This is a genomic window from Aeromonas sp. R6-2, assembly GCF_040908155.1.
GTDB classification, from domain to species: Bacteria; Pseudomonadota; Gammaproteobacteria; order Enterobacterales; family Aeromonadaceae; genus Aeromonas; species Aeromonas schubertii.
This window is the reverse complement of record NZ_JBFODE010000024.1, coordinates 1-26254: the sequence shown is the minus strand read 5'-3', so window position 1 is coordinate 26254 and position 26254 is coordinate 1. Positions and strand designations below refer to the sequence as shown.

The window sequence follows — 26254 nt, the reverse complement described above, 5'->3', positions numbered from 1 at the left end:
CTATCCGCCAAAATAAGGATGTCACCCATGTCGAATACTTCTTTCCGACTCTCCTTGGTCGTCCCCGTGTACAACGAGGAAGAGAGTATCGATGCCTTCATCGCCGCCATCGACAACGAGCTCGCCCCCCTCAAGGAGCAGCTGGAGATCGTCTTCGTCAACGATGGCAGCCGTGACCGCACCCGTGAAGTGGTCGAGCAGGCAATTGCCCGCGACCCGCGCGTCACCCTGGTCAACCTGGCCCGCAACTTCGGCAAGGAGGCGGCGCTGACCGCCGGTCTGCATCACGCCCAGGGGGATGCGGTGGTGCCCATGGACGTGGACCTGCAGGATCCGCCTGCCCTCATCCTCGAGTTCGTCAAGCTGTGGCAGAGCGGTGACTACGATACCGTCTACGGCATCCGGGTCGATCGCAGCGCCGATACCCCCTTGAAGCGCCTCACCGCCGGCGGCTTCTACCGCTTCTTCAACGCCCTCTCCACCCAGACCAAGTTGCCGGAGAATGCGGGGGACTTCCGCCTCATCGACCGTCGCGTGGTCGAAGCGATCAAGCAGTTGCCCGAGCGCAACCGCTTCATGAAGGGGCTCTTTGCCTGGGCGGGCTTTCGCTCCGTGGGCGTTCCCTATGAGCGTCCGGCCCGCCACGCCGGCGAGACCAAGTTCAACTACTGGAAGCTGTGGAACTTCGCCCTCGACGGTCTGCTGAGCTTCTCCAGCTGGCCCCTGCGGGTGTGGAGCTATGTGGGGGTCACCATCTCCCTGTTCGCCTTCCTCTACATCATCAAGATCGTCACCCAGGTGCTCTTCTTCGGCATCGACGTGCCCGGTTATGCCTCCCTGATGTCGGTGGTGCTGTTCCTCGGTGGCATCCAACTCATCTCCCTCGGGGTGATCGGTGAGTACATCGGTCGCATGTTTGTCGAAGTCAAACAGCGCCCTGTCTACCTCATCGAAGGCGTCTACGGTGAGTATGCCCGCCGTGCCGCCGAGAGCGACGAGGAGCAGGGCGCCGCATGATCTCCCGTGATGAGTTCTGGCGTCTGGTACGCTTTGGCTTCGTCGGTGGTGGCGCCACCCTGGTGGATCTGGGCACCTCGTTCGCCCTCTTCCACCTCTGGCCCGGCATCTCTGAGCATCTGGTGACCACCTTGGCCTTCGCCGTGGCCTTCTGGTTCTCCTTCTTCGGCCACCGCTACATCACCTTCCAGAAACAGGGTGCCGCCAGCAAGTTTCTGCTGGTCGCCCTCTTCTCCCTGGCGGTGCGCAACCTGATCCTCAGTGCCTTGCTGTGGGGTGGCCTGGCTGGCCTCTTGCCTGTGGTGATAGCGACCCTGACCGTGACCGTACTGACCTATCTTCTCTCCCGAATCTGGGTGTTTGCCTGATGAGTGACCTTGCACTGACGGGGCCCTACCGCCCCTCCCTGCGACTCAGCCGCCAGGATTGGTGGCTGGTGATTGCCGCCTTCCTGCTGAGCCGCATCGCCCTCTATGGATTGGCCTATGCCGGCGTCCAGCTCTACGGTAACCCCGAGCTGGGACCGCTCCAGGCCTATTGCCAGTTCGACTGCGTCTGGTTCATGCGCATCATAGAGAACGGCTACGATCTCTATCCCCGCTGGCTGAGCAAGGGCAATGCCGCCAACTGGGCCTTCATGCCTCTCTATCCCATGCTGAGCAGCCTGGTCTCGGACCTGCTCGGGGGCGACTCCCTGACCGCCCTGATGCTGGTCGCCAACCTTGCCTTCTTCCTCGCCCTGCCAGCCATGCTGCTGGTACTTCGCCAGCTCAAACTGAGCGAAGGGAGTGCCCGCTTCGGGGTCTGGCTGCTGGCCTTCTCCCCCTTCTCGGCCTACTTCGTCTCGGGCTATACCGAACCCATGTTCATGCTCTTTATGCTGCTCATGTTCCTGTTTGCCTACCGGCAGCAGTGGATCCTGGTCGGCCTCATCGGTGTGCTCATCTCGGGGACCCGCAACCTCGGCGTCATGATGGTCTTCCCGGTGCTGATCCTGGCCCTGCAGGCCTACGGCTGGCGCGAGTTCTTCCGCTTCACCGAGAACGCCTTCAAGGTGGTCTTTGCCCTCTGGCTGATCCCCCTTGGCCTGTTTGCCTACATGTTCTATCTCTACCACCTCACCGGTGATGCCTTCGCCTTCAAACATATCCAGGTGGCATGGGGACGGGGGATGGACAACCCTATCGACTGGTGGCTGACCGGCTTCGAGCTGGGGGGGCGCAAACTCTATCTCTCCATCATGGTGATGTTCGGTTGGGCCCTGAACCTCTGGCTCTTCAGCCAGAAGCGCTGGGCAGAGGGGACCCTGATGTTTATCTGCTGCACCATCCCCCTGATGACGGGCCTCAACGCCATACCGCGTTACATGTTTGGCCTCTACCCGACCCTGCTGGCCATCGTCCTCATCACCGAGCGCTGGCCGGCCATTCGCCCCGCCGTGCTGGCCGTGAGCGGCATGGTGGCCTCTTTTATCGCCATCGCCTTCGTCAACGCCAAGTTCTTTACCGTCTAAACCAAAGCGGGGTCCTGAAGGGCCCCGTTTTTTTCTATCCCCTTGAAACCGTTGTCATTTCAAGGCGGCTCACAGTTCCGCATCCTGCCAGTCCCCCCTTGAGCACTGTGCTGCCTAGAATGGGCCAAACCCCATTTATCGCCTGCATCAAAGGATGGTCTATGCGCCCCTCACTCACCCCGCTCTGCCTGGCCCTGCTGTCGGCGCTGCCCGCCGCGACCCATGCCGGGACGCCTCTTTTTCTGACTGTGGATGGCACTCAAGTCGCCACCCCCTTTACCGACGGCAAGCTGGTTCACTCCCTCACCAAGGGGAGCTACCGCATTCAGATTGCCGATGCGGGGCACAGCTGTGGCAGCACCTATGGCCCGAACCAGAGCGGGCCGCTGCCCTTCGGCACCGCCCAACCCATGAGCGACTGCGCCAAAGATCAGAGCTTCACTCTGCGGGTCATGTTGCCGGGGGAGTATGAGTTCACCTTCGATCAGGCGCACGCCACCCTCAAGGTGCTGCGCGCCACCAAGAAGACGGTCGTCAAACGCGCTCCGCCCGAGGTGCCCTGCAGCAAGTGGGACGGGGGGCCGGTCACCACCCCCCTCGAGGGCGTCTGGCCGGACGGCACCCGGCTGCGGGATGCCTACTCGGGCCAGGAGGCCGTGGTGCAGGGGGGCAAGATCACCCTGACCCCGGCGGCCAGCAGCGAAGGCATACTGTTGCTCGAGCCGGTCACCCAGGCCAAGCCGGCCCCCTTTAGCTGGGATCAGGCCAGCGTCTACTTCCTCCTGACCGACCGCTTCCACAACGGAGACCCAAGCAACGACCACAGCTTCGGCCGCCAGAAGGATGGCAAGGACGAGGTGGCCACCTGGCACGGCGGCGACTTCAAGGGGCTGACCGAGAAGCTCGACTACATCAAGAGCCTCGGCATGAACGCCATCTGGATCACTCCTATGGTGGAGCAGGTGCATGCCTTCATCGGTGGTGGCGAGCAGGGGAGCTTCCCCTTCTATGCCTACCACGGCTACTGGGCCCTCGACTTCACCAAAATCGATCCCAACTATGGGGACGAGGAGAGCCTGCGCACCCTGGTGGACGAGGCCCACAAACGCGGTCTGCGCATCATACTGGACGTGGTGATGAACCACGCCGGCTACGCCACCCTGGGGGATCTGCAGGATCTCGATCTTGCCTCCCTCACGGCGCAGCGCGGCAAGCTGCCGGCGCGCTGGAACAGCTGGACCCCGAGCGGCGGCCTCAACTGGCATGGCTACAACCAGTTTATCAACTACCAGTCGAACGACTGGAGCCGGTGGTGGGGCGCCGACTGGGTGCGTGCCGACCTGCCAGGCTACCCCAAGCCGGGTAACGACGACGTGCAGGGATCGGTGGCCGGACTGCCCGATTTTCTCACCGAGTCCACCAAGGCGGTGGATCTGCCCGAGTTTCTCAAACACAAGGCCGACACCCGTGCCAGAACCATTCCCAATGCGAGCGTGAGCGACTACCTCATCGCCTGGCACACCGACTGGGTACGCCGCTTTGGTATCGACGGCTTTCGGGGTGATACGGTCAAACATCTGGAGCCCGCCGTCTGGGCCAGGCTGAAACAGGCGGGCAGCGAGGCGCTCCGGGAGTGGAAGGCGGCCAACCCCGACAAGAAGATCGACGATCTCCCCTTCTACATGGTCGGTGAGGTGTGGGATCACGGGGTGAGCAAGGATCTCTGGTACGACAACGGCTTCGACTCGGTCATCAACTTCGACTACCAGAGAGAAGGCGCCCTTACCCATGCCCAGTGCATGAGCCAGGCCGAGGAGACCTATGCCTCCTACGCCAGGCGCATCAACGGCGATGCAAGCTTCAACGTGCTGAGCTACATCTCCTCCCACGATACCAAGCTCTTCTTCGGGGACTATCAGGACGTGGGTCTGCAAAAGCGGGTGGCCAACAGCTTCCTGCTGCTGCCGGGCGGGGTGCAGGTCTACTATGGTGACGAGTCTGGCCGGGGTCTGGCCAAGGATGGGGGCGTGTTCGATCAGGCCCTGCGCGCCGACATGAACTGGGGCGAGCTCGGCCAGGGTGAGAAGGCGGGCTTGCTGCGCCACTGGCAGAAGCTCGGTCAGTTCCGTGCCGCCCATCCGGCCATCGCCGCCGGCAGCCACCGGAAGCTCTCCGGCGCGCCCTACGCCTTCGTGCGAGAGCAGGGAGAAGACAAGGTGGTGGTGGTCTTCGCCGGTCGCTCATAAGCCTGCAGCGGCCTTCCTGGCAAGCAGAGATAAAAAAAGCCGCCCAATCGGGCGGCTTCTTCTTGGGCATGCCTTACTCGGCAGCCGGCTCTTCGGCGGCAGCGGCAGGTGCAGCTTCGGCAGCCGGCGCGGCGGCCTCGGCGTTGGCTTCCTTGATGGAGAGGCGCACGCGACCCTGACGGTCCACTTCCAGCACCTTCACCTTGACCATGTCACCGATGTTCAGGTAGTCGGCCACGTTCTGCACGCGCTCTTCGGTGATCTGGGAGATGTGCACCAGACCATCCTTGCCAGGCAGGATGTTGACGAAGGCACCGAAGTCGGCCAGACGCACGACCTTACCTTCGTAGATGCGGCCCACTTCCACCTCGGCGGTGATGGCTTCGATGCGGCGAATGGCTTCCTTGGCGGCATCGCCATCCACGGCGGCGATACGCACGGTACCGTCGTCATCGAGCTCAATGTTGGTGCCGGTCTCTTCGGTCAGGGCACGGATCACGGAGCCACCCTTACCGATGACGTCCTTGATTTTCTCCGGGCTGATCTTGATGGTGTGGATACGCGGAGCGAAATCGGAGATCTCGTCGCGCGGGGCGTTGATAGCCTGATCCATCACCTTCAGGATGTGCAGACGCGCGTCACGGGCCTGCTTCAGGGCGATCTCCATGATCTCCTTGGTGATACCCTCGATCTTGATGTCCATCTGCAGGGCGGTCACGCCCTCGGTGGTACCGGCAACCTTGAAGTCCATATCGCCCAGGTGATCTTCGTCACCCAGGATGTCGGACAGCACGACGAAGCCGTCTTCTTCCTTCACCAGACCCATGGCGATGCCGGCAACGGAGGCCTTGATCGGCACACCGGCGTCCATCAGGGCCAGGGAAGTACCACAGACGGAGGCCATGGAGGAGGAGCCGTTGGATTCGGTGATCTCAGACACCACACGCACCACGTACGGGAACTCGTCGGCGCTCGGCATCACGGCGGCAACGCCACGCTTGGCCAGACGACCGTGGCCGATTTCGCGGCGCTTGGGGCTGCCCATCATGCCGGTCTCGCCGACGCAGTAGGGCGGGAAGTTGTAGTGCAGCATGAAGCGGTCGGCACGATTGCCGGTCAGCTCGTCGATGTTCTGGGCATCGCGCTCGGTACCCAGGGTGGCAACCACCATGGCCTGAGTCTCACCACGGGTGAAGAGGGCAGAGCCGTGGGTACGCGGCAGCACGCCGGTGGCCACGTTCAGGGCGCGCACCATGTGCGGGTCACGACCGTCGATACGCGGCTCGCCGCGCACCACACGACCACGAACGATGCGGCTTTCCAGATTGTGGAACTCTTCGCCGATCTTCTTCGGGTCCAGGGTCTCGTCGGCGGCGATCAGCTGCTCGATGACACGTTGCTTGATGCCACCGATGGTCTCGTAACGCACGGCCTTCTCGGTGATGCGGTAGGCTTCGCCGAGCTCGGCGGTGGCCAGCTCGGCAACCTTGTCCTTCAGCGCCTGGTTAACGGCCGGAGCCACCCAGTTCCACGGCTTGGCACCGGCTTCGGCGGCAAACTCGTTGATGGCAGCGATGACGGTCTGCATCTGCTCGTGGCCATAGACCACGGCGCCCAGCATGACGTCTTCCGGCAGCACGGAGGCCTCGGACTCCACCATCAGCACGGCGCTGGCGGTACCGGCAACGACCAGATCCAGCAGGCTGGTTTCCAGCTCCTTCATGGTCGGGTTCAGCAGGTACTGACCGTTCATGTAACCGACGCGGGCTGCGCCGATCGGGCCATTGAAAGGAATGCCGGAAACGGCCAGAGCAGCAGAGGCGCCGATCATGGCAACGATGTCCGGAGACACCTGCGGGTTCACGGACATCACGGTGGCCACTACCTGAACCTCATTGAGGAAGCCTTCCGGGAACAGCGGACGGATCGGGCGGTCGATCAGGCGGGCGATCAGGGTCTCGCCTTCACTCGGACGGCCTTCACGACGGAAGAAACCACCCGGGATACGGCCGGCGGCGTAGGTACGCTCCTGATAGTTGACGGTGAGCGGGAAGAAGTCACGACCGGCGTCGGCCTCCTTCTTGCCTACCACGGTGACGAACACGCAGGTGTCGTCCATGCTGACCATGACCGCGCCGGTGGCCTGGCGGGCCATCATGCCGGTTTCGAGAGTAACGGTGTGTTGACCGTACTGGAATGACTTAACGGTAGGATTCACGTGAATTTCCTTTTATCAATTTGGCCTTTCAAATTCGCGCACAAGTATACTTGATTCGAATTAAAAGGTAAGCGGTGCAACCGCACGCTTGATGCGCCTTAACGAAAAAAGGGGGAACCTGACGGTTCCCCCTTTTCCAACGAAATCGTGCGGTCGATTAGCGACGCAGACCCAGCTTGGCGATCAGCGCGGCGTAACGAGCGTTGTCTTTACGCTTCAGGTAGTCCAGCAGCTTACGACGCTGGGAAACCATGCGCAGCAGACCGCGACGACCGTGGTGGTCTTTGGCGTGCTGCTTGAAGTGGCCTTGCAGGTGGTTGATCTGAGCAGTCAGCAGGGCAACCTGAACTTCCGGAGAACCGGTGTCGTTGGCGCCACGAGCGTGTTCGGCTACGATCTGAGCCTTGATTTCAGCATTTAGAGACATGTGTCTACTCCAGCTAGAGTGTTTAAAGGTTCACAGCCGATCTCTAATTCAGCCGTGAAATGAGGGCGGTATCATACCATCTTTGCCGCACTTGGCAACGCTGCATGACACCCGCCGAAAATTACTCTTCGTCAGCGCCGAGGCGAACCAAACGACGGGGTGCCACGCGGCCATCGTCATCGATCTCGCCAACGCCGATGAACTCGCGCTCGGGTCCGACCGTCATGCGCACCTGACCGCTCTGGGGTGCCCCCGCCACCTGGACCGCCTGGCCCTGATTGACGTAGGCGGCCACCGCCGGCAGCAGATTCACCTCGGGCAGGGAGGCCACGGCGGTGTCCATCGGCAGCAGCAGCGGATCCAGGTGCTCGCGCGGCGGCACTGTCTGGGCACGGGCGTGCTCCAGGATGCACTCGAGCTGCTCCAGGGTCAGCATTCGATCGTACGGATAGCTGGCCACCTGAGTGCGACGCAGGGCAGTGACGTGGGCGCCACAGCCGAGCAGCTCACCGAGATCGTCCACCAGGGAGCGGATGTAGGTACCCTTGCTGCAGTGCACCTCCATCTTGATCTCGTCTCCCTCCACGCTGATGAGCTTGAGCTCATAGATGGTGATGGGACGAGCCTCGCGCTCGATGACGATCCCTTCGCGGGCATACTCATAGAGCGGGCGACCGTTGTGCTTGAGCGCCGAGTACATGGACGGCACCTGCATGATGGGGCCACGGAACTTGTCCAGCGCCTCAATGATGTCACCGGTAGCCACATTGACCGGACGCTCGCTGACCACTTCCCCGTCCGCGTCGCTGGTGTTGGTGCGCACGCCAAGCTTGGCGGTCACCTGATAACGCTTGTCGGCGTCCAGCAGGAACTGGGAGAACTTGGTCGCCTCACCAAGGCAGATGGGCAACATGCCGGTGGCCAGGGGATCCAGGGCACCGGTGTGGCCCGCCTTGGCGGCGTTATAGATACGCTTGACCTTCTGCAACACATCGTTGGAGGTCAGGCCGGTCGGCTTGTCGAGCAGCAGGATGCCGTGAACCTCACGGCCCTTGAAACGACGTCTACGAGACATCTCAGGCGTTATCCTCAGTTGTGTCATCCGCCACATCGTCCTCACGACCGGATTCGGCCATGCGACGCTTGTCCTCACGGATGGTGTTGGTCACCAGGTTGGACATGCGCATCCCTTCCACCAGGGTCTCGTCATAGAAGAAGCGCAGCTCGGGCACCACGCGCAGACGCATGGCGCTGCCCAGCAGACTACGGATGTAGCCGGCGGCCTCACCGAGGGCGGTCAGGGCCTCCTTGATGCGCTCGGGATCGTTGTCGAGCTGCAGGAAGGTGACATATACCTTGGCATAGTTGAGGTCACGGGAGACCTCTACGTCAGAGACGGTCACCATGCCGAAACGCGGGTCTTTCACCTCACGTTGCAGGATCAGCGCGATTTCACGCTGGATCTGCTGTCCGACCCGACGGGTCCGACTGAATTCTCTCGCCATGTTTTTACACCTGCGATAAAGGGGGGCCGCAGCCCCCCATCTTGAACCTTCGAATTACAGAGAGCGCTTGATTTCCACGGTCTCGTAGACTTCGATCTGGTCGCCAACGCGGACGTCGTTGTAGTTCTTCACCGCGATGCCGCACTCGTAGCCATTCTTGACCTCGTTGACGTCATCCTTGAAGCGACGCAGGGACTCCAGCTCGCCTTCGTAGATGACCACGTTGTCACGCAGCACACGGATACGGTTGGAGCGCTTGACCACGCCCTCGGTGACCATACAACCGGCAACGGCACCGAACTTGGGCGACTTGAACACGTCGCGCACTTCGGCCAGACCGATGATCTCCTGCTTGTACTCCGGCGCCAGCATGCCGCTCATGGCCTGCTTCACTTCGTCGATCAGATCATAGATGACGGAGTAGTAGCGCAGATCCAGGCTCTCGGCCTCGATCACCTTGCGGGCAGAGGCGTCGGCACGGACGTTGAAGCCCACCAGGATGGCGCTGGACGCGGCCGCCAGGGTGGCGTCGGTCTCGGTGATACCACCGACACCGGAGCCGACGATCTTCACCTTCACCTCGTCGGTGGAGAGCTTGACCAGGGCGTCGCAGATCGCTTCCACGGAACCCTGTACGTCGGCCTTCAGGACCACGTTCACCTCGGAGACTTCGCCTTCGGTCATGTTAGCGAACATGTTCTCCAGCTTGGCCTTCTGCTGGCGAGCCAGCTTGACCTCGCGGAACTTGCCCTGACGATAGAGAGCCACTTCACGGGCCTTCTTCTCGTCACGCACGACGGTGGCTTCGTCACCGGCAGAGGGAACACCGGAGAGACCCAGGATCTCGACCGGCAGGGAGGGACCAGCCTCCTTGATCTCTTTGCCCAGCTCGTCACGCATGGCGCGCACACGGCCGTACTCGAGGCCACACAGCACGATGTCGCCTTGACGCAGGGTACCTTCCTGCACCAGTACGGTGGCAACCGGGCCACGACCCTTGTCGAGGAAGGATTCGATGACCACGCCGTTGGCCATGCCGTCGACCACGGCCTTGAGCTCCAGCACTTCGGACTGGATCAGAATGGCCTCCAGCAGGTCGTCGATGCCCTGACCGGACTTGGCGGAGACGTGCACGAACTGGCAGTCACCACCCCAGTCTTCGGACATGACGTCGTAGCGGGCCAGCTCGGTCTTGACGCGATCCGGATCCGCTTCCGGCTTGTCGATCTTGTTGACCGCAACAACCAGCGGCACACCGGCCGCCTTGGCGTGCTGGATGGCTTCGATGGTCTGCGGCATCACGCCGTCGTCCGCCGCCACCACCAGGACCACGATATCGGTCGCCTTGGCACCACGAGCACGCATGGAGGTAAAGGCCGCGTGACCCGGGGTATCCAGGAAGGTGATCATGCCGCTTTCGGTCTTAACGTGGTAAGCACCGATATGCTGGGTAATGCCACCGGCTTCGCCTGCGGCAACCTTGGCCTTACGGATGTAGTCCAGCAGGGAGGTCTTACCGTGGTCGACGTGACCCATGATGGTGACGACCGGCGCACGCGGCTTGGCTTCGGAGGTCTCGTCACGATCGGACAGCACCGCCTCTTCCAGCTCGTTCTCACGACGCAGCACCACCTTGTGACCCATCTCCTCGGCGACCAGCTGAGCGGTCTCCTGGTCGATCACCTGGTTGATGGTGGCCATGGCACCCATCTTCATCATCACCTTGATGACTTCAACGCCCTTGACGGCCATCTTGTTGGCCAGCTCGGCCACTGTGATGGTCTCGCCGATGATGACGTCACGGTTGACCGCGGCAGCCGGCTTGTTGAAGCCGTGCTTCATGGCGTTCGGGGTGGCCATTTTGCCACGCTTGCCCTTGCGAGCACGCGGGTTGCGATCGTCGCGGTCATCGTCGCGGCGGCCGGTCTTCTTCGGCCCCTTGGCGGCGGTAGCACCACGGCGACGGCTCTCTTCCTTGCTGTCCTGCTCGTCTTCGGCGGCACGGGCATGCATGGAGGTGGTGACGTGGTAGTCTCCGCTCTCGGTGGCACGCTTGGCCTCTTCCTCGGCCCAACGGGCCGCATTCTCTTCAGCCATCAGGCGGGCTTCTTCCGCCTTCTTGGCTGCCAGTTCTTCCGCCTTCTGAAGGGCGGTCGCTTCTTGTTGGCGCTTCAGTTCTTCTGCTTCGCGCTTGGCCATCTTCTCTGCCTCTTGCTGAGCTTTGCTATCGGCTGCGTTCGCTGGCTGCTGCTGAGCCTGGCGAGCCTTTTTCTCTGCCTCGATACGCGCCTTTTCCTCAGCTTCCAGGCGAGCCTGCTCAGCCACACGGCGAGCCTTCTCTTCCGCCTCGTTGCGAGCCTTTTCTTCGGCCTCGCGACGAGCCTTCTCTTCCGCTTCCAAACGCGCTTTTTCTTCGGCTTCCTGACGCTGTTCTTCTTCCAGCGCCGAGCGTCTTACATAGGTGCGAGACTTGCGCACCTCTACCTGTACTTCCTTGCTCTTGCCACCAGTCCCCTGAACACTCAGGGTGCTCTTGGTCTTGCGCTGCAAGGTCATACGGGCAGGGGCGGCACTCGCCTCTTCACCGTGTTGCTTCTTCAGATGGGTCAACAGAGCCTGTTTCTCGGACTCGCTAACCATGTCATCGGCCTTGCTCTTGTCGATACCGGCCGCAGCAAACTGCTGGAGAAGACGATCAACCGGCGTGTCGATGTCAGTGGCAAGTTGTTTTACTGATACTTCTGCCATTCATATACCTCCGTTGATCTCGTACTTAGGACTGCTCTCCGAACCAGCAGATGTTGCGAGCAGCCATGATCAGCTCACCGGCCTTCTCGGCGGTCAGCCCTTCAATATCGGCAAGGTCGTCGATGCCCTGCTCGGCCAGGTCTTCCAGGGTGCCGATACCACGGCCCGCCAGGGCATAACCGACGGCGGTGGAGAGCCCTTCGAGAGCCAGCAGCTCCTCGGTCGGCTCGACGGCTTCCTTGGACTCTTCGCTGGCCAGGGCCTTGGTGGTCAGGGCTGCCTTGGCACGGCCGCGCAACTCTTCGACCATGTCTTCGTCCAGACCGTCGATGGCGAGCAGCTCGTTGACCGGCACGTAAGCGATCTCCTCCAGGGTGGAGAAGCCCTCTTCCATCAGCATCTCGGCGAAATCGTCATCGATATCCAGGGTGCTGGTGAAGAGGTTCATGATGCGGTCGTTCTCGGCCTGGTGCTTGGCACGCATGTCCTCGACGGTCATGACGTTGAGCTCCCAACCGGTCAGCTGGGAAGCCAGGCGCACGTTCTGACCGTTACGGCCGATGGCCTGGGCCAGATTGGCCGCTTCGACGGCAATATCCATGGTGTGATTGTCTTCATCGACCACGATGGAGGCCACATCGGCCGGCGCCATGGCGTTGATCACATACTGGGCCGGATTGTCATCGTACAGCACGATGTCGGCACGCTCGCCACCCAGCTCCGCGGAGACGGCCTGGACACGGGCACCACGCATGCCGATACAGGCACCGATAGGATCGATGCGGCGATCGTTGGTCTTGACGGCGATCTTGGCACGGGAGCCCGGATCGCGGGCGGCGCCCATGATCTGAATCATCTCTTCGCCGATCTCCGGCACTTCGATGCGAAACAGCTCTTTGAGGAAATCCGGGCTGGAGCGGCTGACAAACAGCTGGGAGCCACGGGCCTCGGGACGCACGGCATAGAGCAGACCACGCACACGGTCACCCGGGCGGAAGGTCTCGCGCGGGAGCATGTCATCACGGAAGATAACGGCTTCGGCGTTGCTGCCCAGATCCAGCACCACGTTCTCGCGGTTGCTCTTCTTGACCACACCGCTGATGATGGTGCCTTCTTTATCCTTGAACTGCTCGACGACTTGGGAACGCTCGGCTTCGCGCACTTTTTGCACGATCACCTGCTTGGCAGTCTGGGTGGTGATACGGTCGAAGGTGACAGATTCGATCTGATCCTCAACGTACTCGCCCACCTGAATCTCGGGCTCTTCGACCTGAGCGGCTTCCAGGGTGATCTCGGCGTACGGGTTTTCCATCTCGGCCTGGTCGGCAATGACTTTCCAGCGACGGAAGGTGTCGAAATCCCCGGTCTTGCGATCGATGGCGACGCGCACTTCGATCTCGCCTTCATATTTTTTCTTGGTCGCGGTGGCCAGAGCAGTCTCCAGCGCCTGGAAGATCTTCTCGCGGGGAACGGCCTTCTCGTTGGATACGGCGTCAACGACCAGCAAAATCTCTTTATTCATGTGGAAAAGCCTCGTTAACCAAAGTGCGGAACTATGTTGGCTTTCTGGATATTGGTGAAAGCCAGCACTTCGTCCTTACCATCTACCGTCAAGGTGATCATGTCCCCCTCGACAGACTTGATTACGCCTTTGAACTTGCGGCGGTTATTTGTTGCCATCCGAAGCGTTACCGCCGCCTCCTGGCCAATGTATTTCTCGTAATGGGCGACCTTGAACAGGAGTCGATCCAGCCCGGGTGAGGAGACTTCGAGGTAATACTCCTCGCTGATGGGATCCTCTACATCGAGCAGAGCCCCCGCCTGATAACTCACCTCGGCGCAGTTTTCGACAGAAACCCCATTCTCGCTGTCAATGAAGACACGCAAGGTGGAGTGCTTGCCGGCGCGCACAAACTCGATGCCCCACAACTCGAAGCCCAGGGCCTGGATCGGCGCCTCGAGCAGCTCGGTCAAACGTTGTTCCAACGTAGCCAAAGTCACCCTCCGAAAAACAAAAAAAGGGCATAAAGCCCATGTCAGATCAGGTCAGCGTAAAACACACATAACAAAAAGCCCCGATATCAAATCGGGGCTTGGCGCTTTACCCTGATTGTCGCCTCGCAGCGACCGCACCCTGAGCAATGGGATGCGTGAAATTTGGTTGCGGGGGCCGGATTTGAACCGACGACCTTCGGGTTATGAGCCCGACGAGCTACCAGGCTGCTCCACCCCGCGTCCGAAATCGTGCGAGATTATAGCCATGTCAAAACTCAGGTTCAAGATTTGACTGGCTTCCTCAACCCTCAGGCTGAGGTCACTTCAATTGGTGCCGTGGGCGGGACTCGAACCCGCACACCCTAGGGCACTACCCCCTCAAGATAGCGTGTCTACCAATTTCACCACCACGGCATAAACCTTTAGTTGGGGACGTCAGCGTCTTTCTTTACCGGCGCTTCGGTCTTCTCAACCTGCTGAGGTTGTTGCAGGTTTTCCCAACCACTACCCTGAGTTCCCTTGTGAGTAGACATGTTGCCAAGCACCAGACTAATCACGAAAAACAGCGTAGCCAAAATCGCAGTTGTACGGGTCAGGAAGTTACCTGAACCGGAGGAACCGAAGATGGTATTCGATGCCCCGGCGCCGAAGGAGGCACCCATATCAGCTCCCTTACCTTGCTGAACCATCACCAGGCCAATCAGACCCAGAGACACCAACAGATAAAGAACCAACAGAATTTCGTACATTTCACTTACCTTTTCGGAAGGAGGGTCACCACCCTACCAGGTTTTCATCACCTCGTCGCTTACTCGCGGCAGGCTTGAATCCTCACTCCCTTGCGAAAGCGAGGCAGATAATATCGACCCCCCACCGCACTGACAAGCACTTTTTTGAAGTTTTTGAATCGTTTGAACAAGATACAATCAAGGCGACTAAAAAGCCGCCTCGACTGGTGATTAGATCGCCGATTTTACCCGTTCGGCGATCCGCTCTGCCATCGCACGCACCTGATCTTCGTGCTCCCCTTCCACCATGACCCGGATCAGGGGTTCGGTGCCTGACTTGCGCAGCAGCACACGGCCGCGACCGGCCAGCTCCTGCTCAACCAGGGCAACCTCCCCCTGTACCGCCTCGGAGGAGAGAGGATCCTGTCCTTCCCCATAACGAACGTTGATCAGGATCTGGGGGAACTTGGACATACCGGAGCGCAGCTTGGCCAGGGGCATCTCGGCGGCACGCATGGCCCCCAGCACCTGCAGGGCCGCCACGATACCGTCACCCGTGGTGGTCTGATCAAGACAGATGATGTGGCCGGAGTTCTCACCCCCGATGCGCCACCCCTTCTCCTCCATCATCTCGAGAACGTAGCGATCCCCAACCTTGGCGCGGGCAAACGGAATGCCCAGGGTCTGCAGCGCCAGCTCCAGGCCCATGTTGGCCATCAGGGTACCGACCACCCCTCCCTTGAGTCGGCCATTACGCAGGGCATCGCGGGCGATGATATAGAGGATCTCGTCACCGTCTATGATGTAGCCCGTGTGATCGACCATCACCAGACGGTCACCGTCGCCGTCGAAGGCAACCCCGAGGTCGGCCTTGCTCTCGATCACCTTGGCCGCCAGGGCATCCGGTGCCGTCGAGCCCACACCTTCATTGATGTTGAGACCGTTTGGCTCGCAACCCATGGCGATCACCTCGGCACCCAGCTCGCGGAACACAGAGGGGGCGATATGATAGGTCGCCCCGTGACCACAATCGACGACGATGCGCAGCCCATCCAGATTCAACTTGGAGGGGAAGGTGCTCTTGCAGAACTCGATGTAGCGGCCGGCGGCATCTTCGATACGCACCGCCTTGCCCAGCAGCGCCGAATCGACACAGGTGAGAGGGTGATCAAGCTCGGCCTCGATGGCCAGCTCAACCTCGTCAGGCAGCTTGGTGCCATCGGCAGAGAAGAACTTGATGCCGTTATCGTAGTAGGGGTTATGGGAGGCGCTGATGACAATACCCGCCTCGGCACGGAAGGTACGGGTCAGGTAGGCGACGGCAGGAGTCGGCATGGGGCCAAGCAGGGTGGCCTTGAGACCGGCGGCGGAAAGACCCGCCTCCAGCGCTGCCTCCAGCATATAGCCGGAGATGCGGGTATCCTTGCCGATCAGCACCTTCTTGGTGCCTTTCTTGGAGAGCACCTTGCCGGCGGCCCAACCCAGTTTCATCACAAACTCGGGGGTGATCGGATAGTCACCCACCTTCCCGCGCACACCGTCGGTGCCAAAGTATTTTCTTGCCATTATTGTTGTACTCGTCTTACTCGGAATAAAAATCGTGACCCGTCATGGTCATCCAGGCGACACGCAGGGCATCCATGGTGGGTTGTACGTCATGAACGCGGATGATGCGGGCCCCCTTCTGCATCCCCAGCACGGCACAGGCCAGGCTGCCAGAGAGACGCTCGGAGACAGGACGTTCAAGCAGGTTGCCTATCATAGACTTTCTCGACATCCCCACCAAGAGCGGCACTCCCAGCCCCAACAGTTCATCCTGTCTCGCCAGAAGCTGATAGTTGTGCTCCAGGCTCTTGCCAAAGCCGTAACCGGGGTCGAGCAGCAGCCGCGCCCTCGGGATACCCGCCTCAAGACAGGCCTCGATACGCTGCTCGAAGAAGATGGCGACCTCTGCGAGCAGATCCTCATAGTGAGGGGCCACTTGCATGGTCCTCGGTTGCCCCTGCATATGCATCAGACAGACAGGCACCGCCGCCTCAACCGCTGCAGCCAGAGCCCCCGGCTCCTGCAGGGCGCGCACATCGTTGATGAGATGAGCGCCGGCGCGGCAACCCTCACGCATCACCACCGCCTTGGAGGTGTCGAGGGAGATCAACACCTCCAGCTCGGCAGAGAGGGCCTCGATCACAGGGATGACCCGATCCAGCTCCTCCTGCTCGCTCACATCCGGGGCGCCTGGGCGGGTAGACTCCCCACCCACATCGATCAGGGTCGCCCCTTGGGCAACCATCTCGCGGGCATGAGCCAGGGCATTGTCCAGATGATGCCAACGTCCGCCATCGGAAAATGAATCCGGGGTTACATTGAGAATGCCCATCACATGGGGCCGCTCGAGGGAGAGGTGCAGACCCTTGCTTTCCAGCAGCATATAAATCCTTCATGTCTTGGGGAAAAAGAAAACCCCGGGCAAGCCCGGGGTTGATGATGTGCGATTTACTGGGCCGGCAGATCGTTGGCCTTGTTGATGTCGCTCTCCGGCTTGGCACTGCCCTGTGTGGCAGGCTCGGCATCGGCAGGGGTACCGCCCTGAGGCGTGTCACCGTGTTCGTCGTGCCAGTTGCTGGGAGCCCGGACCTCGCGACGGGCCATCAGATCGTCGATCTGCTTGGCGTCTATGGTCTCGTACTTCATCAGGGCATCCTTCATGGTATGAAGGATATCCATGTTGTCGATCAGCATCTGCTTGGCACGATCGTAGTTGCGATCGATCACCTGCTTCACCTCGGCATCGATGATGCGAGCGGTATCGTCGGACATATGCTTGGCCTTGGCCATGCTGCGGCCGAGGAACACTTCCCCTTCCTCTTCGGCATAGAGCATGGGACCGAGACGCTCGGACATCCCCCACTGGGTCACCATCTTGCGAGCGATATCGGTGGCGCGCTCGATGTCGTTGGAGGCACCGGTCGATACCTTCTCGGCACCATAGATGAGCTCTTCCGCCAGACGGCCACCGTAGAGACTGGAGATCATGGACTCCAGATGCTGCTTGGAGTGACTCCAGCGATCCTGCTCCGGCAGGTACATGGTCACACCGAGGGCGCGGCCACGGGGAATGATAGAGACCTTGTAAACCGGGTCATGATCCGGCACCAGGCGACCGATAATGGCGTGCCCGGCCTCGTGGTAGGCGGTCATCTCCTTCTCGGACTCTTTCATCACCATGGAGCGGCGCTCGGCCCCCATCATGATCTTGTCCTTGGCCTTCTCAAACTCGGCCATGGAGACCACGCGGCGGTTCTCACGGGCAGAGAAGAGAGCGGCCTCATTCACCAGGTTGGCCAGGTCGGCACCGGAAAACCCGGGAGTACCGCGGGCGATCAGCGCCGCATTGACGTCATCGGCCAACGGCACCTTACGCATGTGCACCTTGAGGATCTGTTCACGACCGCGCACATCCGGCAGGCCTACCACGACCTGACGGTCAAAGCGGCCAGGACGCAGCAGTGCCGGATCCAATACGTCCGGACGGTTGGTCGCTGCGATGACGATGATGCCTTCGTTACCTTCGAAGCCGTCCATCTCGACCAGCATCTGGTTGAGGGTCTGCTCACGCTCGTCATGGCCACCGCCGAGACCGGCACCGCGCTGACGACCGACCGCATCGATCTCATCGATGAAAATGATGCAGGGGGCGGACTTCTTGGCCTGATCGAACATGTCACGCACCCGGGAGGCACCGACACCCACAAACATCTCGACGAAGTCGGAGCCCGAGATGGTAAAGAAAGGCACCTTTGCCTCACCGGCAATCGCCTTGGCGAGCAGCGTCTTACCGGTACCGGGAGGACCCACCATCAAGACGCCGGTCGGGATCTTGCCGCCCAGCTTCTGGAATTTGCTGGGATCGCGCAGGTAGTCCACCAGCTCCTTGACCTCTTCCTTCGCCTCGTCACAGCCGGCAACGTCGGCAAAGGTGGTCTTGATCTGATCTTCACTCATCAGCCGAGCCTTGCTCTTGCCAAACGACATGGCACCCTTGCCACCGCCGCCCTGCATCTGGCGCATGAAGAAGACCCAGACCCCGATCAGCAGCAGCATGGGGAACCAGGAGATGAAGATAGAGGTGATGAGCGAGGGCTCTTCCGGCTTGACCCCCTCAACCTTCACGTTGTGATTGATGAGATCGTTGAGGAGTTGGTCATCCTGGGCCGGGATCACGGTCAGGAAACGCTCACCACTGCGTTTGACCCCATTGATGACCTTACCGTCAATCCGCACTTCACGGATCTGCTCCTGGGTCACTTCCTTGACGAAACTGGTGTAATCCAGCTGTCGTCCGGCGGTATCACTGGGGCTGAAGCTGTTGAACACCGACATCAAAACGACGGCGATAACCAGCCACAGGATTAAATTTTTCGCCATGTCACTCAAATCCGTAACCTCGCAGACTGACAGTTAACGACAAAAGTTAGGGTACTACAGTTTAAAACCGGTAGCCACAATGTAGACTTCCCGTGAACGGGCTCTTGATGAGTCTGGCTTGCGAATCTTGACGGCCTTAAAAATCTTTTTCATTTCATCCAGATAGGAGGTAAACCCCTCCCCCTGAAACACCTTGACCACGAAGGCTCCGTCGGGACGTAGCACCTGATGGCACATGTCCAGCGCCAGCTCGACCAGATACATGGAGCGTGCCTGATCCACCTGCTGTGCGCCGCTCATGTTGGGGGCCATGTCAGACATGACCACGTCCACCTTGTCGGGGCCGACCCGCTCCAGCAGGGCAGTGAGAACACTATCCTCCCTGAAGTCCCCTTGCAGGAAATCGACACCGGCGATGGGATCCATAGGCAGGATGTCACAGGCGATGACACGCCCACGCTCCCCCACCAGATCGACGGTATACTGGGACCAGCTGCCGGGGGCCGCACCGAGGTCCACCACCGTCATGCCTGTCTTGAGCAAGCGGTCCTTGCCCTGAATCTCTTCCAGCTTGAACACGGCGCGCGAACGCAGCCCCCTCTGCTGGGCCTTTTTAACATATTGATCATCAAAGTGTTCTTTCAACCAGCGCGTAGAGCTGGCGGAACGTTTCTTCTGGGTCATGATATCCGACTTCAAAAAACCGCGAGGGTTATTACTATTGAGGGCTAAGTGGGGTTAGAATACGCCCCTTTCAACCCTGATTGACGAAGAAATTGCCATGACGCTGAACAACAAACAGAAACAGTATCTGAAAGGACTCGCCCACAGCCTCAAGCCGGTCGTCCTGCTCGGGCAACATGGCCTGACCGAAGGCGTGCTGGCCGAGATCGATGTGGCACTCGCCCATCATGAACTGATCAAGGTCAAGGTTGCGACCTCAGATCGCGAGACCAAGCAGCTGATTTTCGATGCCATCGTGCGCGAGACTGCCGCCATCAAGGTACAGACCATGGGCCACATCCTGACTATCTATCGCCAGGCACAAGAACCCAAGATCGCCCTGCCCCGCAAATAAGGAGAGAGCCCGCTCTCTCCTTGCCCTTTCTACCTGCATAAAGCGGTTGCCAAGCTAGCGCCACGCCTCTTAACCTGTGATGAATGCAGTCCGGGAGACAACCATGAGCGGCGCGTCACACCTGACCCCCGATGAACTGGCCATGCTGTTGGAGGGCTTCGAAGCCCCCCGTACAGAGGTCGGTTCATTGCTGCATGGCCAACTTCCTCCGGCCTTACTCTCTCTGTTACAGCGCTCCCGGCGCTTGACGCTGGAGGCCGAGGTTGCCGATCACCGACTCCGTTTCCCCCTGAGCCTAGAGGCTCACTCGGAGGGCGAACTCACTCCCACCCTGGCCGCCCCGGCCATCGAGGAACTCGGTGGCGACCATCCAAGGCCCTGGCGATCGCAGCAGAAAGCCATCCTCAAGGCAGGCCCCTGGCACTGGGCCGTATACGAGCTCTCGGAACAGGGATTACAGGTCGATGTAACCCATTTCACCCCGAAAACCGGTGAGACGTTCAGCGCTACCCTGGAGCTGGAGGGGATGGATCCGCTTCCCCTCGAAGGGGTCTGGATCAGGCCAACGACAGAGCCCGGCCACTGGGCACTGCACTTCGCTCTGGACCCCGATAAGCGACAACGGCTGCAAGGCTGGCTGTTTCGGCATCACCAACGGGTCTTCCCGGGCAGCGGCGATAACGAGTAAAAACGGGGAGCCTGGGCTCCCCGCATCACTCTCTGCCGACTCAGAGATACTGGACGTCGAGTACCTCGTACTCCACATCGCCAGCCGGGGTTTTCACCACGGCCACATCATCCACTTCTTTGCCGATCAAGGCGCGGGCGATGGGGGAGTTGACCGAAATGAGGTTCTGTTTGATATCCGCCTCGTCGTCACCCACGATGCGGTAGGTGACCTCTTCATCCTCTTCCACCTTGAGCAGGGTAACGGTAGCCCCGAAGATGACACGACCATTGTTGGCAATCTTGGTCACATCGATCACCTGAGCATTGGAGAGCTTGCTCTCGATCTCCTGGATCCGGCCTTCGCAGAACCCTTGCTGCTCCCGGGCCGCATGGTACTCGGCGTTCTCCTTCAGATCGCCGTGCTCACGCGCTTCGGCAATGGCTTCGATAATCTGCGGGCGCAACACGGTCTTGAGATGTTCAAGCTCTTGACGCAGCTTCTCGGCGCCGCGCACAGTCATCGGAGTATGATTCATAGTCGAAACCTGGGTTACATAAAGAGAGAGACAGCCGCCGGAAACCGGCCGCTGTCACGGGTTGTGGGAGGGCATCTTAATATGTCGCTCCCACAAATCCAAGTCGAAACGGTCACTCTGCAGGCACGGAGAGGGGCTCACTCACCTTGGGTTTGCCCTGCATGATGGCAATCTCGACACGCCGGTTCATGCGCCGGTTCTCGGGCGTGGTATTGGGCACCAGGGGATGGGTATCGGCCATTCCCTGCACCACCAGGCGATCCTGGCCAAAACCCGGAACCTTGATCATCTGGTGCGCCACCGCCACGGCACGCTGGGTCGAAAGATCCCAGTTGGAGCTATAGAGTTCGTTCGAGGTGGGACTGTTATCCGTATGGCCGGAGACGGTAATCTCACCCGGTACATCCTTGAGCAGTCGGGCGACCTTGGTGATCACCGGCCAAAACTGGGGCTGCAGGAAGGCGGAGCCCGCCGGGAAGGCCGCCTTTTCACGAATGCGGATGATCACCTGTTGGCCCAGCGCCTCGATCTCGATGGAGTCATCCTTGATCTGGTCGTTCAACTGCTGCGCCAGTTGCTGGGCCAGGGCATTGGACTGTGCCTGTGCCTCGGCGTTGCTGCTGGCGCTGGCAGCCACCTCTTGCCCACGGCCACCGGCCTCAGAGCCATCCTGATTCTTCTGCCCGCCCGAGGTGTCCTCCTTGCCGGGCTGGAAATCGAGTTCGGTCTGGGTCAGGTCGACCGTCTGCTGCATCACGGTATCGATAGGGGTCGGCTCGGGACGGCCAGGTCTGAACTCCTGGGCGATCACCGAGGTTCCCTTGGGAATATCTTTGACCTCCAGAATATTTTGCACCCCGAAGGCCTTCTCCATCGATCCCGCAATCTGCTTGAACTTCTGCACATCCATCTCGGCAAACGAGAGCAACAGCACGAAGAAGCACATGAGCAGGGACATGAGATCGGCAAAGGTCCCCATATAGGCGGGCAGGCCGGGTGGTGGGCACTTGCAGTCGGCCATATGGATTACTCCCCGCCCACATCACGCTTGGACTGATTGAGATAATTCTTCAGCATGGCCTCGATGACCCTGGGATTCTGGCCATCCTGAATCCCCATCACCGCATCGAGGATAAGGCAGCGGGCCAGCTTCTCCTCTCCGCTGCGCAGGTCCAGCTTGTCGGCGATAGGCAGAGCCAGCATGTTGGCCTCGATGGCCCCGTAGAGGGTCGTTAACAGAGCGACCGCCATGGCCGGGCCGATGGACTTGGGATCGCTCATGTTGGAGAGCATGGCCACCAGGCCGACCAGGGTACCGATCATGCCCATGGCAGGACCGAGGTCACCTATGGTCTTGAACACCTTGATGGCGATGGAGTGGCGCTCGGCCGTCAGCTCGATATCCTTCTCCAGCACAGAGCGCACCACATCGGCGTCATGGCCGTCGACCAACATGTCGATTCCCTTCTTCATGAAGGAGTTGGGGATCTCGGCAGCCTCCAGCGCCAGAAAGCCCCCCTTTCTGGCCGCATCGGCCAGCTCCACCGACTTGGCGATGAGCTCTTCGAGCTTGTCGCTCTTGTACATGAAGGCCTTGCCGGCCACCTTGAATGAAGTCAGGAACTGTCCCAGATTGAACTTCATCATGGCGATGAAGAGTGAACCGAAGATGGTGATCATGACGGAGGGCACATCCACATACATGCTCACCGGACCACCCAGCAGCATGCCGTAGATCACCACCCCAAATCCCAGCAAAACCCCGATTAAACTGCCCAGATCCACGTCGCTGCTCCTGTCGGCCCAAGAAAAACAGTAGTTATTTGAATTTAATACGTAATGTACAACAGGTGACAAAGCCCTGTCGCCTCTGCACCGGCTGGCTCACCTGTATCGGCACCAAGCTTTCTGAGTTTAACCCGCCCGCCGCTTTCAGCCTCCCCCGACGTCCACTCTGGTGTTACTATAAGGCGTTTTTTCACCCCCAGAGGACCAAGATGGCCAGCAAAAAGAGTGATCGCCTGAGTTTTGATGCCACCCTGGCGGAGTTGGAAACCATTGTTCAACAGTTGGAGCAAGGTTCCCTGCCCCTGGAGGAAGCACTCAAGCAGTTCGAGCAGGGCATCAATCTGGTGCGCGCCGGCCAGGCCAAGCTGGAACAAGCAGAACAGAAGATCCAGATCCTGATGAGCGACCACCACGGCCAGACATCGCTGACCGAGTTCAGACCCGAGCAAGGAGAGGATTGAGTGTCTCTGGAACCCTTTACCGAGCAGCACAGGGCTCGTATCGATCGGGCTCTGCAGGCCCACCTCGATACCCTTCCCCTGATCGCCCCGCGCCTCAAGCAGGCCATGTCACACGGCCTGCTGCTCGGCGGCAAACGCGTTCGCCCCTTTTTGGTCTACGCGGTGGGCGAGATGCTGGGAGTCAGCCCGCAGGTGCTGGATGGTCCCGCCGCCGCCGTGGAGTGCATCCACGCCTACTCACTCATTCACGACGATCTGCCGGCCATGGATGACGATGACCTGCGTCGCGGTCAGCCCACGGTCCACAAGGCGTTCGATGAGGCGACCGCGATCCTCGCCGGCGATGCATTGCAGACCCTGGCCTTCTCCATCCTCGCCGAGCACCCCATGCCTGCCGACCTGATGCCCAATAGAGTCAGAATGGTGGCCGAACTGGCACAGGCCTCCGGCTATGGGGGGATGTGCGGTGGTCAGGCACTGGACATGGAAGGAGAGCGTCAGCAACTGGGCCTGTCCCAACTCGAGGCGATCCATCGCCACAAGACGGGTGCCCTGATCCGCTGCGCCGTCACGCTGGGAGCCTTGTGCCGCCCCGACATGGATGATGCAACCCTGACCGCCCTGCGCGACTATGCAGCCGCGATTGGTCTCGCCTTCCAGGTACAGGATGACATCCTCGATATCGTCGGGGATACCGCGACCCTGGGTAAGCCACAAGGATCCGATCTCGCCCATGAGAAGAGCACCTACCCGGCCCTCATCGGCATAGAGGGCGCCCGTGAGCTGGCCCGCGAATTGCACCAACGCGCCTTAACGGCGCTGCACTCCCTGCCCTACAATACGGACATTCTGGAAGCGTTCGCCGACTACATAGTCGAACGAACCCACTGAACGCTGGACACGATTCAAATAACATGAGCGTCGACATCAACCACTATCCCAACCTGGCCTTGGCCGATACCCCGATCGAGCTGAGATCTCTCCCCCGCGAGCGCCTTCCCCTGCTCTGTAACGAGCTGCGTGAATACCTGCTGCGCTCGGTGAGCCGCTCCAGTGGCCATCTTGCCTCGGGCCTCGGCACCGTCGAGCTGACGGTGGCCCTGCACTACGTCTACAACACGCCGTTCGATCGCCTGGTGTGGGACGTGGGCCACCAGGCCTATCCCCACAAGATCCTGACCGGACGACGGGATCGCATGCACACCATCCGCCAGAAGGATGGCCTGCACCCCTTCCCGTGGCGCGGCGAGAGCGAGTATGACGTGCTGTCGGTTGGCCACTCCAGCACCTCTATCGGTGCCGCACTGGGCATGGCCGTCGCCGCCGAGGAAGAGGCGCTGGGACGCAAGGTGGTCGCCATCATTGGCGATGGCGCCCTCACCGCCGGCATGGCCTTCGAGGCCCTCAACCATGCCGGTGACGTGCACAAGGACATGCTGGTCATCCTCAACGATAACGAGATGTCCATCTCCGAAAACGTGGGAGCCGTCAACAACAACCTGGCTCGCCTCATGTCCGGCAAGCTCTATACCACGATCCGCGAGGGGGGCAAGAAGGTGCTCTCCGGCATGCCGCCGGTCAAAGAGCTGGCCAAACGGGCCGAGGAGCACCTCAAGGGAATGGTGGTCCCGGGCACTCTGTTTGAGGAGTTCGGCTTCAACTACATAGGTCCCATCGACGGTCACGATATCGACGCCCTCATCGAGACCCTGCGCAACATGCGCAGCCTCAAGGGGCCCCAGCTACTGCACGTCAAGACCAAGAAGGGCAAGGGTTACGAGCCGGCCGAGAAAGATCCCATCGGCTATCACGGTGTCCCAAAATTTAACCCGGACGAGTGTGCCCTGCCCAAGAGTGGCGGCCAGCCAAGCTTTTCCGCCATCTTCGGCCAGTGGTTGTGCGACACCGCCGCCCAGGATGTGCGCCTCATCGGCATCACCCCGGCCATGCGCGAAGGGTCGGGACTGGTCAAGTTCAGCCAGCAGTACCCGGGCCGCTACTTCGACGTGGCCATCGCCGAGCAACATGCGGTCACCTTCGCCGCCGGTCTCGCCATCGAAGGCAAGAAACCGGTCGTGGCCATCTATTCGAGCTTCCTGCAGCGCGCCTACGATCAGGTGATCCACGACGTGGCCCTGCAGAACCTGCCGGTGCTGTTTGCCATCGATCGTGCCGGTCTGGTGGGTGCCGATGGTCCGACTCATCAGGGAGCGTTCGATATCGGTTTCCTGCGCACCGTGCCCAACATGGTGATCATGACCCCGTCCGACGAGCGTGAGTGCCGCCTGATGCTCTCCACCGGTTATCACCACAATGGCCCGGCTGCGGTGCGCTACCCCCGCGGCTGTGGTACCGGCATCGAGGCAGGCCAGGATCTCGAGACCCTGCCCATCGGCAAGGGACACGTCGTGCGTGAAGGGAGCAAGCTGGCCATCCTGGCCTTTGGCACCCTGCTCACCCAGGCCCGGATCGCCGCCGAGGCGCTGGACGCCACCCTGGTGGACATGCGTTTCGTCAAGCCGCTGGACGAGGTGCTGCTGCGGGACCTGGCCGCTCGCCACGAGGTGTTGGTCACGGTCGAGGACAACGCCATTCAGGGCGGCGCCGGCTCGGCGGTCAATGAGTTCCTGATGCGCGAGCGACTGCTGCGCCCCGTACTCAACCTGGGTCTGCCTGACCGCTTCGTCGAGCAGGGCACCCAGGAGGAGATCTACGCCCTGCTCGGCCTCGACGGCGACGGCATTCGCATCGCCATCGAGCGCTACCTGGCCTGATTGGCCGGATGTACGAAGACGGGCCCCAAGGGCCTAATGCCGATCAGTTAAGGATCCATTGACCGATCCTTCTGATGTGTGAAAATCCGAAACCTATTGATTGGTTTCGGATTTTTTATGCGCATC

The 26254-nt window shown here is 60.6% G+C and carries 24 protein-coding genes and 2 tRNA genes; 9 read left to right on the top strand and 17 right to left on the bottom strand.

Going from position 1 to position 26254, the window contains the following annotated elements; genetic code table 11:
* Positions 1–27 precede the first annotated feature (27 nt).
* The 4 genes from AB5Y48_RS03295 to AB5Y48_RS03280 all read left to right on the top strand — a co-directional run bounded on the left by AB5Y48_RS03295 (position 28) and on the right by AB5Y48_RS03280 (position 4776).
* Complete coding sequence (locus AB5Y48_RS03295) at positions 28–1017, top strand: glycosyltransferase family 2 protein (RefSeq protein WP_050666815.1); 990 nt, start codon at positions 28–30, stop codon at positions 1015–1017.
* Entirely contained in the window at positions 1014–1385 is a 372-nt protein-coding gene (locus tag AB5Y48_RS03290) for a GtrA family protein (protein WP_050666816.1), read from the top strand. Before AB5Y48_RS03295 ends, AB5Y48_RS03290 begins: the two co-directional genes overlap by 4 nt.
* Complete coding sequence (locus AB5Y48_RS03285; RefSeq protein ID WP_060584230.1) at positions 1385–2530, top strand: hypothetical protein; 1146 nt, start codon at positions 1385–1387, stop codon at positions 2528–2530. The genes AB5Y48_RS03290 and AB5Y48_RS03285 overlap by 1 nt, the downstream gene beginning before the upstream one ends.
* A gap of 161 nt (positions 2531–2691) precedes the next feature.
* Positions 2692–4776 (top strand): alpha-amylase, encoded by a 2085-nt coding sequence (locus AB5Y48_RS03280; protein ID WP_368163742.1) that lies wholly within the window; start codon positions 2692–2694, stop codon positions 4774–4776.
* A gap of 73 nt (positions 4777–4849) precedes the next feature.
* On the opposite strand, the gene pnp is transcribed toward AB5Y48_RS03280, so the two are convergent.
* The 14 genes from pnp to rlmE form a co-directional block, all read right to left on the bottom strand.
* Positions 4850–6994 carry a polyribonucleotide nucleotidyltransferase gene (pnp, locus tag AB5Y48_RS03275; protein ID WP_368163741.1) on the bottom strand — a complete coding sequence of 715 codons (2145 nt, stop codon included), beginning with the start codon at positions 6992–6994 and terminating at the stop codon, positions 4850–4852.
* 157 nt (positions 6995–7151) lie between these two features.
* The gene (gene rpsO / locus AB5Y48_RS03270) at positions 7152–7421 is read right to left on the bottom strand and encodes a 30S ribosomal protein S15 (protein ID WP_050666820.1); all 270 of its coding nucleotides are present in this window, start codon (positions 7419–7421) and stop codon (positions 7152–7154) included.
* Positions 7422–7542: 121 nt separating this feature from the next.
* Positions 7543–8496: a tRNA pseudouridine(55) synthase TruB gene (gene truB / locus AB5Y48_RS03265; RefSeq protein ID WP_050666821.1), complete on the bottom strand. Its 954-nt coding sequence runs from the start codon at positions 8494–8496 to the stop codon at positions 7543–7545.
* A gap of 1 nt (position 8497) precedes the next feature.
* Positions 8498–8926: a 30S ribosome-binding factor RbfA gene (gene rbfA, locus AB5Y48_RS03260; protein WP_005347492.1), complete on the bottom strand. Its 429-nt coding sequence runs from the start codon at positions 8924–8926 to the stop codon at positions 8498–8500.
* A gap of 54 nt (positions 8927–8980) precedes the next feature.
* Complete coding sequence (gene infB / locus AB5Y48_RS03255; RefSeq protein ID WP_050666822.1) at positions 8981–11674, bottom strand: translation initiation factor IF-2; 2694 nt, start codon at positions 11672–11674, stop codon at positions 8981–8983.
* A gap of 25 nt (positions 11675–11699) precedes the next feature.
* Positions 11700–13196, bottom strand: a complete 1497-nt coding sequence (nusA, locus tag AB5Y48_RS03250) for a transcription termination factor NusA (RefSeq protein WP_050666823.1) — start codon at positions 13194–13196, stop codon at positions 11700–11702.
* 14 nt (positions 13197–13210) lie between these two features.
* Entirely contained in the window at positions 13211–13669 is a 459-nt protein-coding gene (rimP, locus tag AB5Y48_RS03245; protein ID WP_050666824.1) for a ribosome maturation factor RimP, read from the bottom strand.
* A 163-nt stretch (positions 13670–13832) separates the two neighbouring features.
* Positions 13833–13909 (bottom strand) — tRNA-Met (locus AB5Y48_RS03240).
* 89 nt (positions 13910–13998) lie between these two features.
* Positions 13999–14083, bottom strand: a tRNA-Leu gene (locus tag AB5Y48_RS03235).
* A gap of 8 nt (positions 14084–14091) precedes the next feature.
* Positions 14092–14418: a preprotein translocase subunit SecG gene (secG, locus tag AB5Y48_RS03230; protein ID WP_050666825.1), complete on the bottom strand. Its 327-nt coding sequence runs from the start codon at positions 14416–14418 to the stop codon at positions 14092–14094.
* A gap of 210 nt (positions 14419–14628) precedes the next feature.
* The gene (gene glmM / locus AB5Y48_RS03225) at positions 14629–15963 is read right to left on the bottom strand and encodes a phosphoglucosamine mutase (protein WP_050666826.1); all 1335 of its coding nucleotides are present in this window, start codon (positions 15961–15963) and stop codon (positions 14629–14631) included.
* Between the two features lie 16 nt (positions 15964–15979).
* On the bottom strand, positions 15980–16825 hold the full coding sequence (folP, locus tag AB5Y48_RS03220) for a dihydropteroate synthase (protein ID WP_136612888.1): 846 nt from the start codon (positions 16823–16825) through the stop codon (positions 15980–15982).
* 65 nt (positions 16826–16890) lie between these two features.
* On the bottom strand, positions 16891–18831 hold the full coding sequence (ftsH, locus tag AB5Y48_RS03215; protein WP_050666828.1) for an ATP-dependent zinc metalloprotease FtsH: 1941 nt from the start codon (positions 18829–18831) through the stop codon (positions 16891–16893).
* A 45-nt stretch (positions 18832–18876) separates the two neighbouring features.
* The gene (gene rlmE, locus AB5Y48_RS03210) at positions 18877–19506 is read right to left on the bottom strand and encodes a 23S rRNA (uridine(2552)-2'-O)-methyltransferase RlmE (protein WP_050666829.1); all 630 of its coding nucleotides are present in this window, start codon (positions 19504–19506) and stop codon (positions 18877–18879) included.
* Between the two features lie 97 nt (positions 19507–19603).
* On the opposite strand from rlmE, the gene yhbY reads away from it, so the two are divergent.
* Together yhbY and AB5Y48_RS03200 are read left to right on the top strand one after the other, a co-directional pair.
* A complete protein-coding gene (gene yhbY, locus AB5Y48_RS03205; protein ID WP_050666830.1) occupies positions 19604–19900 on the top strand; it encodes a ribosome assembly RNA-binding protein YhbY in 297 nt (98 codons plus the stop codon).
* A 103-nt stretch (positions 19901–20003) separates the two neighbouring features.
* Entirely contained in the window at positions 20004–20588 is a 585-nt protein-coding gene (locus AB5Y48_RS03200; protein ID WP_368163740.1) for a PilZ domain-containing protein, read from the top strand.
* A 40-nt stretch (positions 20589–20628) separates the two neighbouring features.
* Here AB5Y48_RS03200 and greA read toward each other — a convergent pair whose 3' ends face one another.
* The 3 genes from greA to pomA all read right to left on the bottom strand — a co-directional run bounded on the left by greA (position 20629) and on the right by pomA (position 22890).
* Positions 20629–21105 carry a transcription elongation factor GreA gene (greA, locus tag AB5Y48_RS03195; RefSeq protein WP_050666832.1) on the bottom strand — a complete coding sequence of 159 codons (477 nt, stop codon included), beginning with the start codon at positions 21103–21105 and terminating at the stop codon, positions 20629–20631.
* Positions 21106–21217: 112 nt separating this feature from the next.
* Positions 21218–22126: a flagellar motor protein MotB gene (locus tag AB5Y48_RS03190; protein ID WP_050666833.1), complete on the bottom strand. Its 909-nt coding sequence runs from the start codon at positions 22124–22126 to the stop codon at positions 21218–21220.
* 5 nt (positions 22127–22131) lie between these two features.
* On the bottom strand, positions 22132–22890 hold the full coding sequence (gene pomA, locus AB5Y48_RS03185; protein ID WP_050666834.1) for a flagellar motor protein PomA: 759 nt from the start codon (positions 22888–22890) through the stop codon (positions 22132–22134).
* Positions 22891–23102: 212 nt separating this feature from the next.
* Here pomA and xseB point away from each other — a divergent pair, with 212 nt between their 5' ends.
* From xseB to dxs, 3 genes are read left to right on the top strand one after another with little or no spacing between them, the layout of a single operon-like run.
* Complete coding sequence (gene xseB / locus AB5Y48_RS03180; protein WP_050666835.1) at positions 23103–23354, top strand: exodeoxyribonuclease VII small subunit; 252 nt, start codon at positions 23103–23105, stop codon at positions 23352–23354.
* Positions 23355–24245, top strand: a complete 891-nt coding sequence (gene ispA / locus AB5Y48_RS03175; protein ID WP_060584207.1) for a (2E,6E)-farnesyl diphosphate synthase — start codon at positions 23355–23357, stop codon at positions 24243–24245.
* 23 nt (positions 24246–24268) lie between these two features.
* Positions 24269–26128, top strand: coding sequence for a 1-deoxy-D-xylulose-5-phosphate synthase (gene dxs / locus AB5Y48_RS03170; protein ID WP_368163739.1), 1860 nt, complete (start codon positions 24269–24271; stop codon positions 26126–26128).
* Positions 26129–26254: the final 126 nt, after the last annotated feature.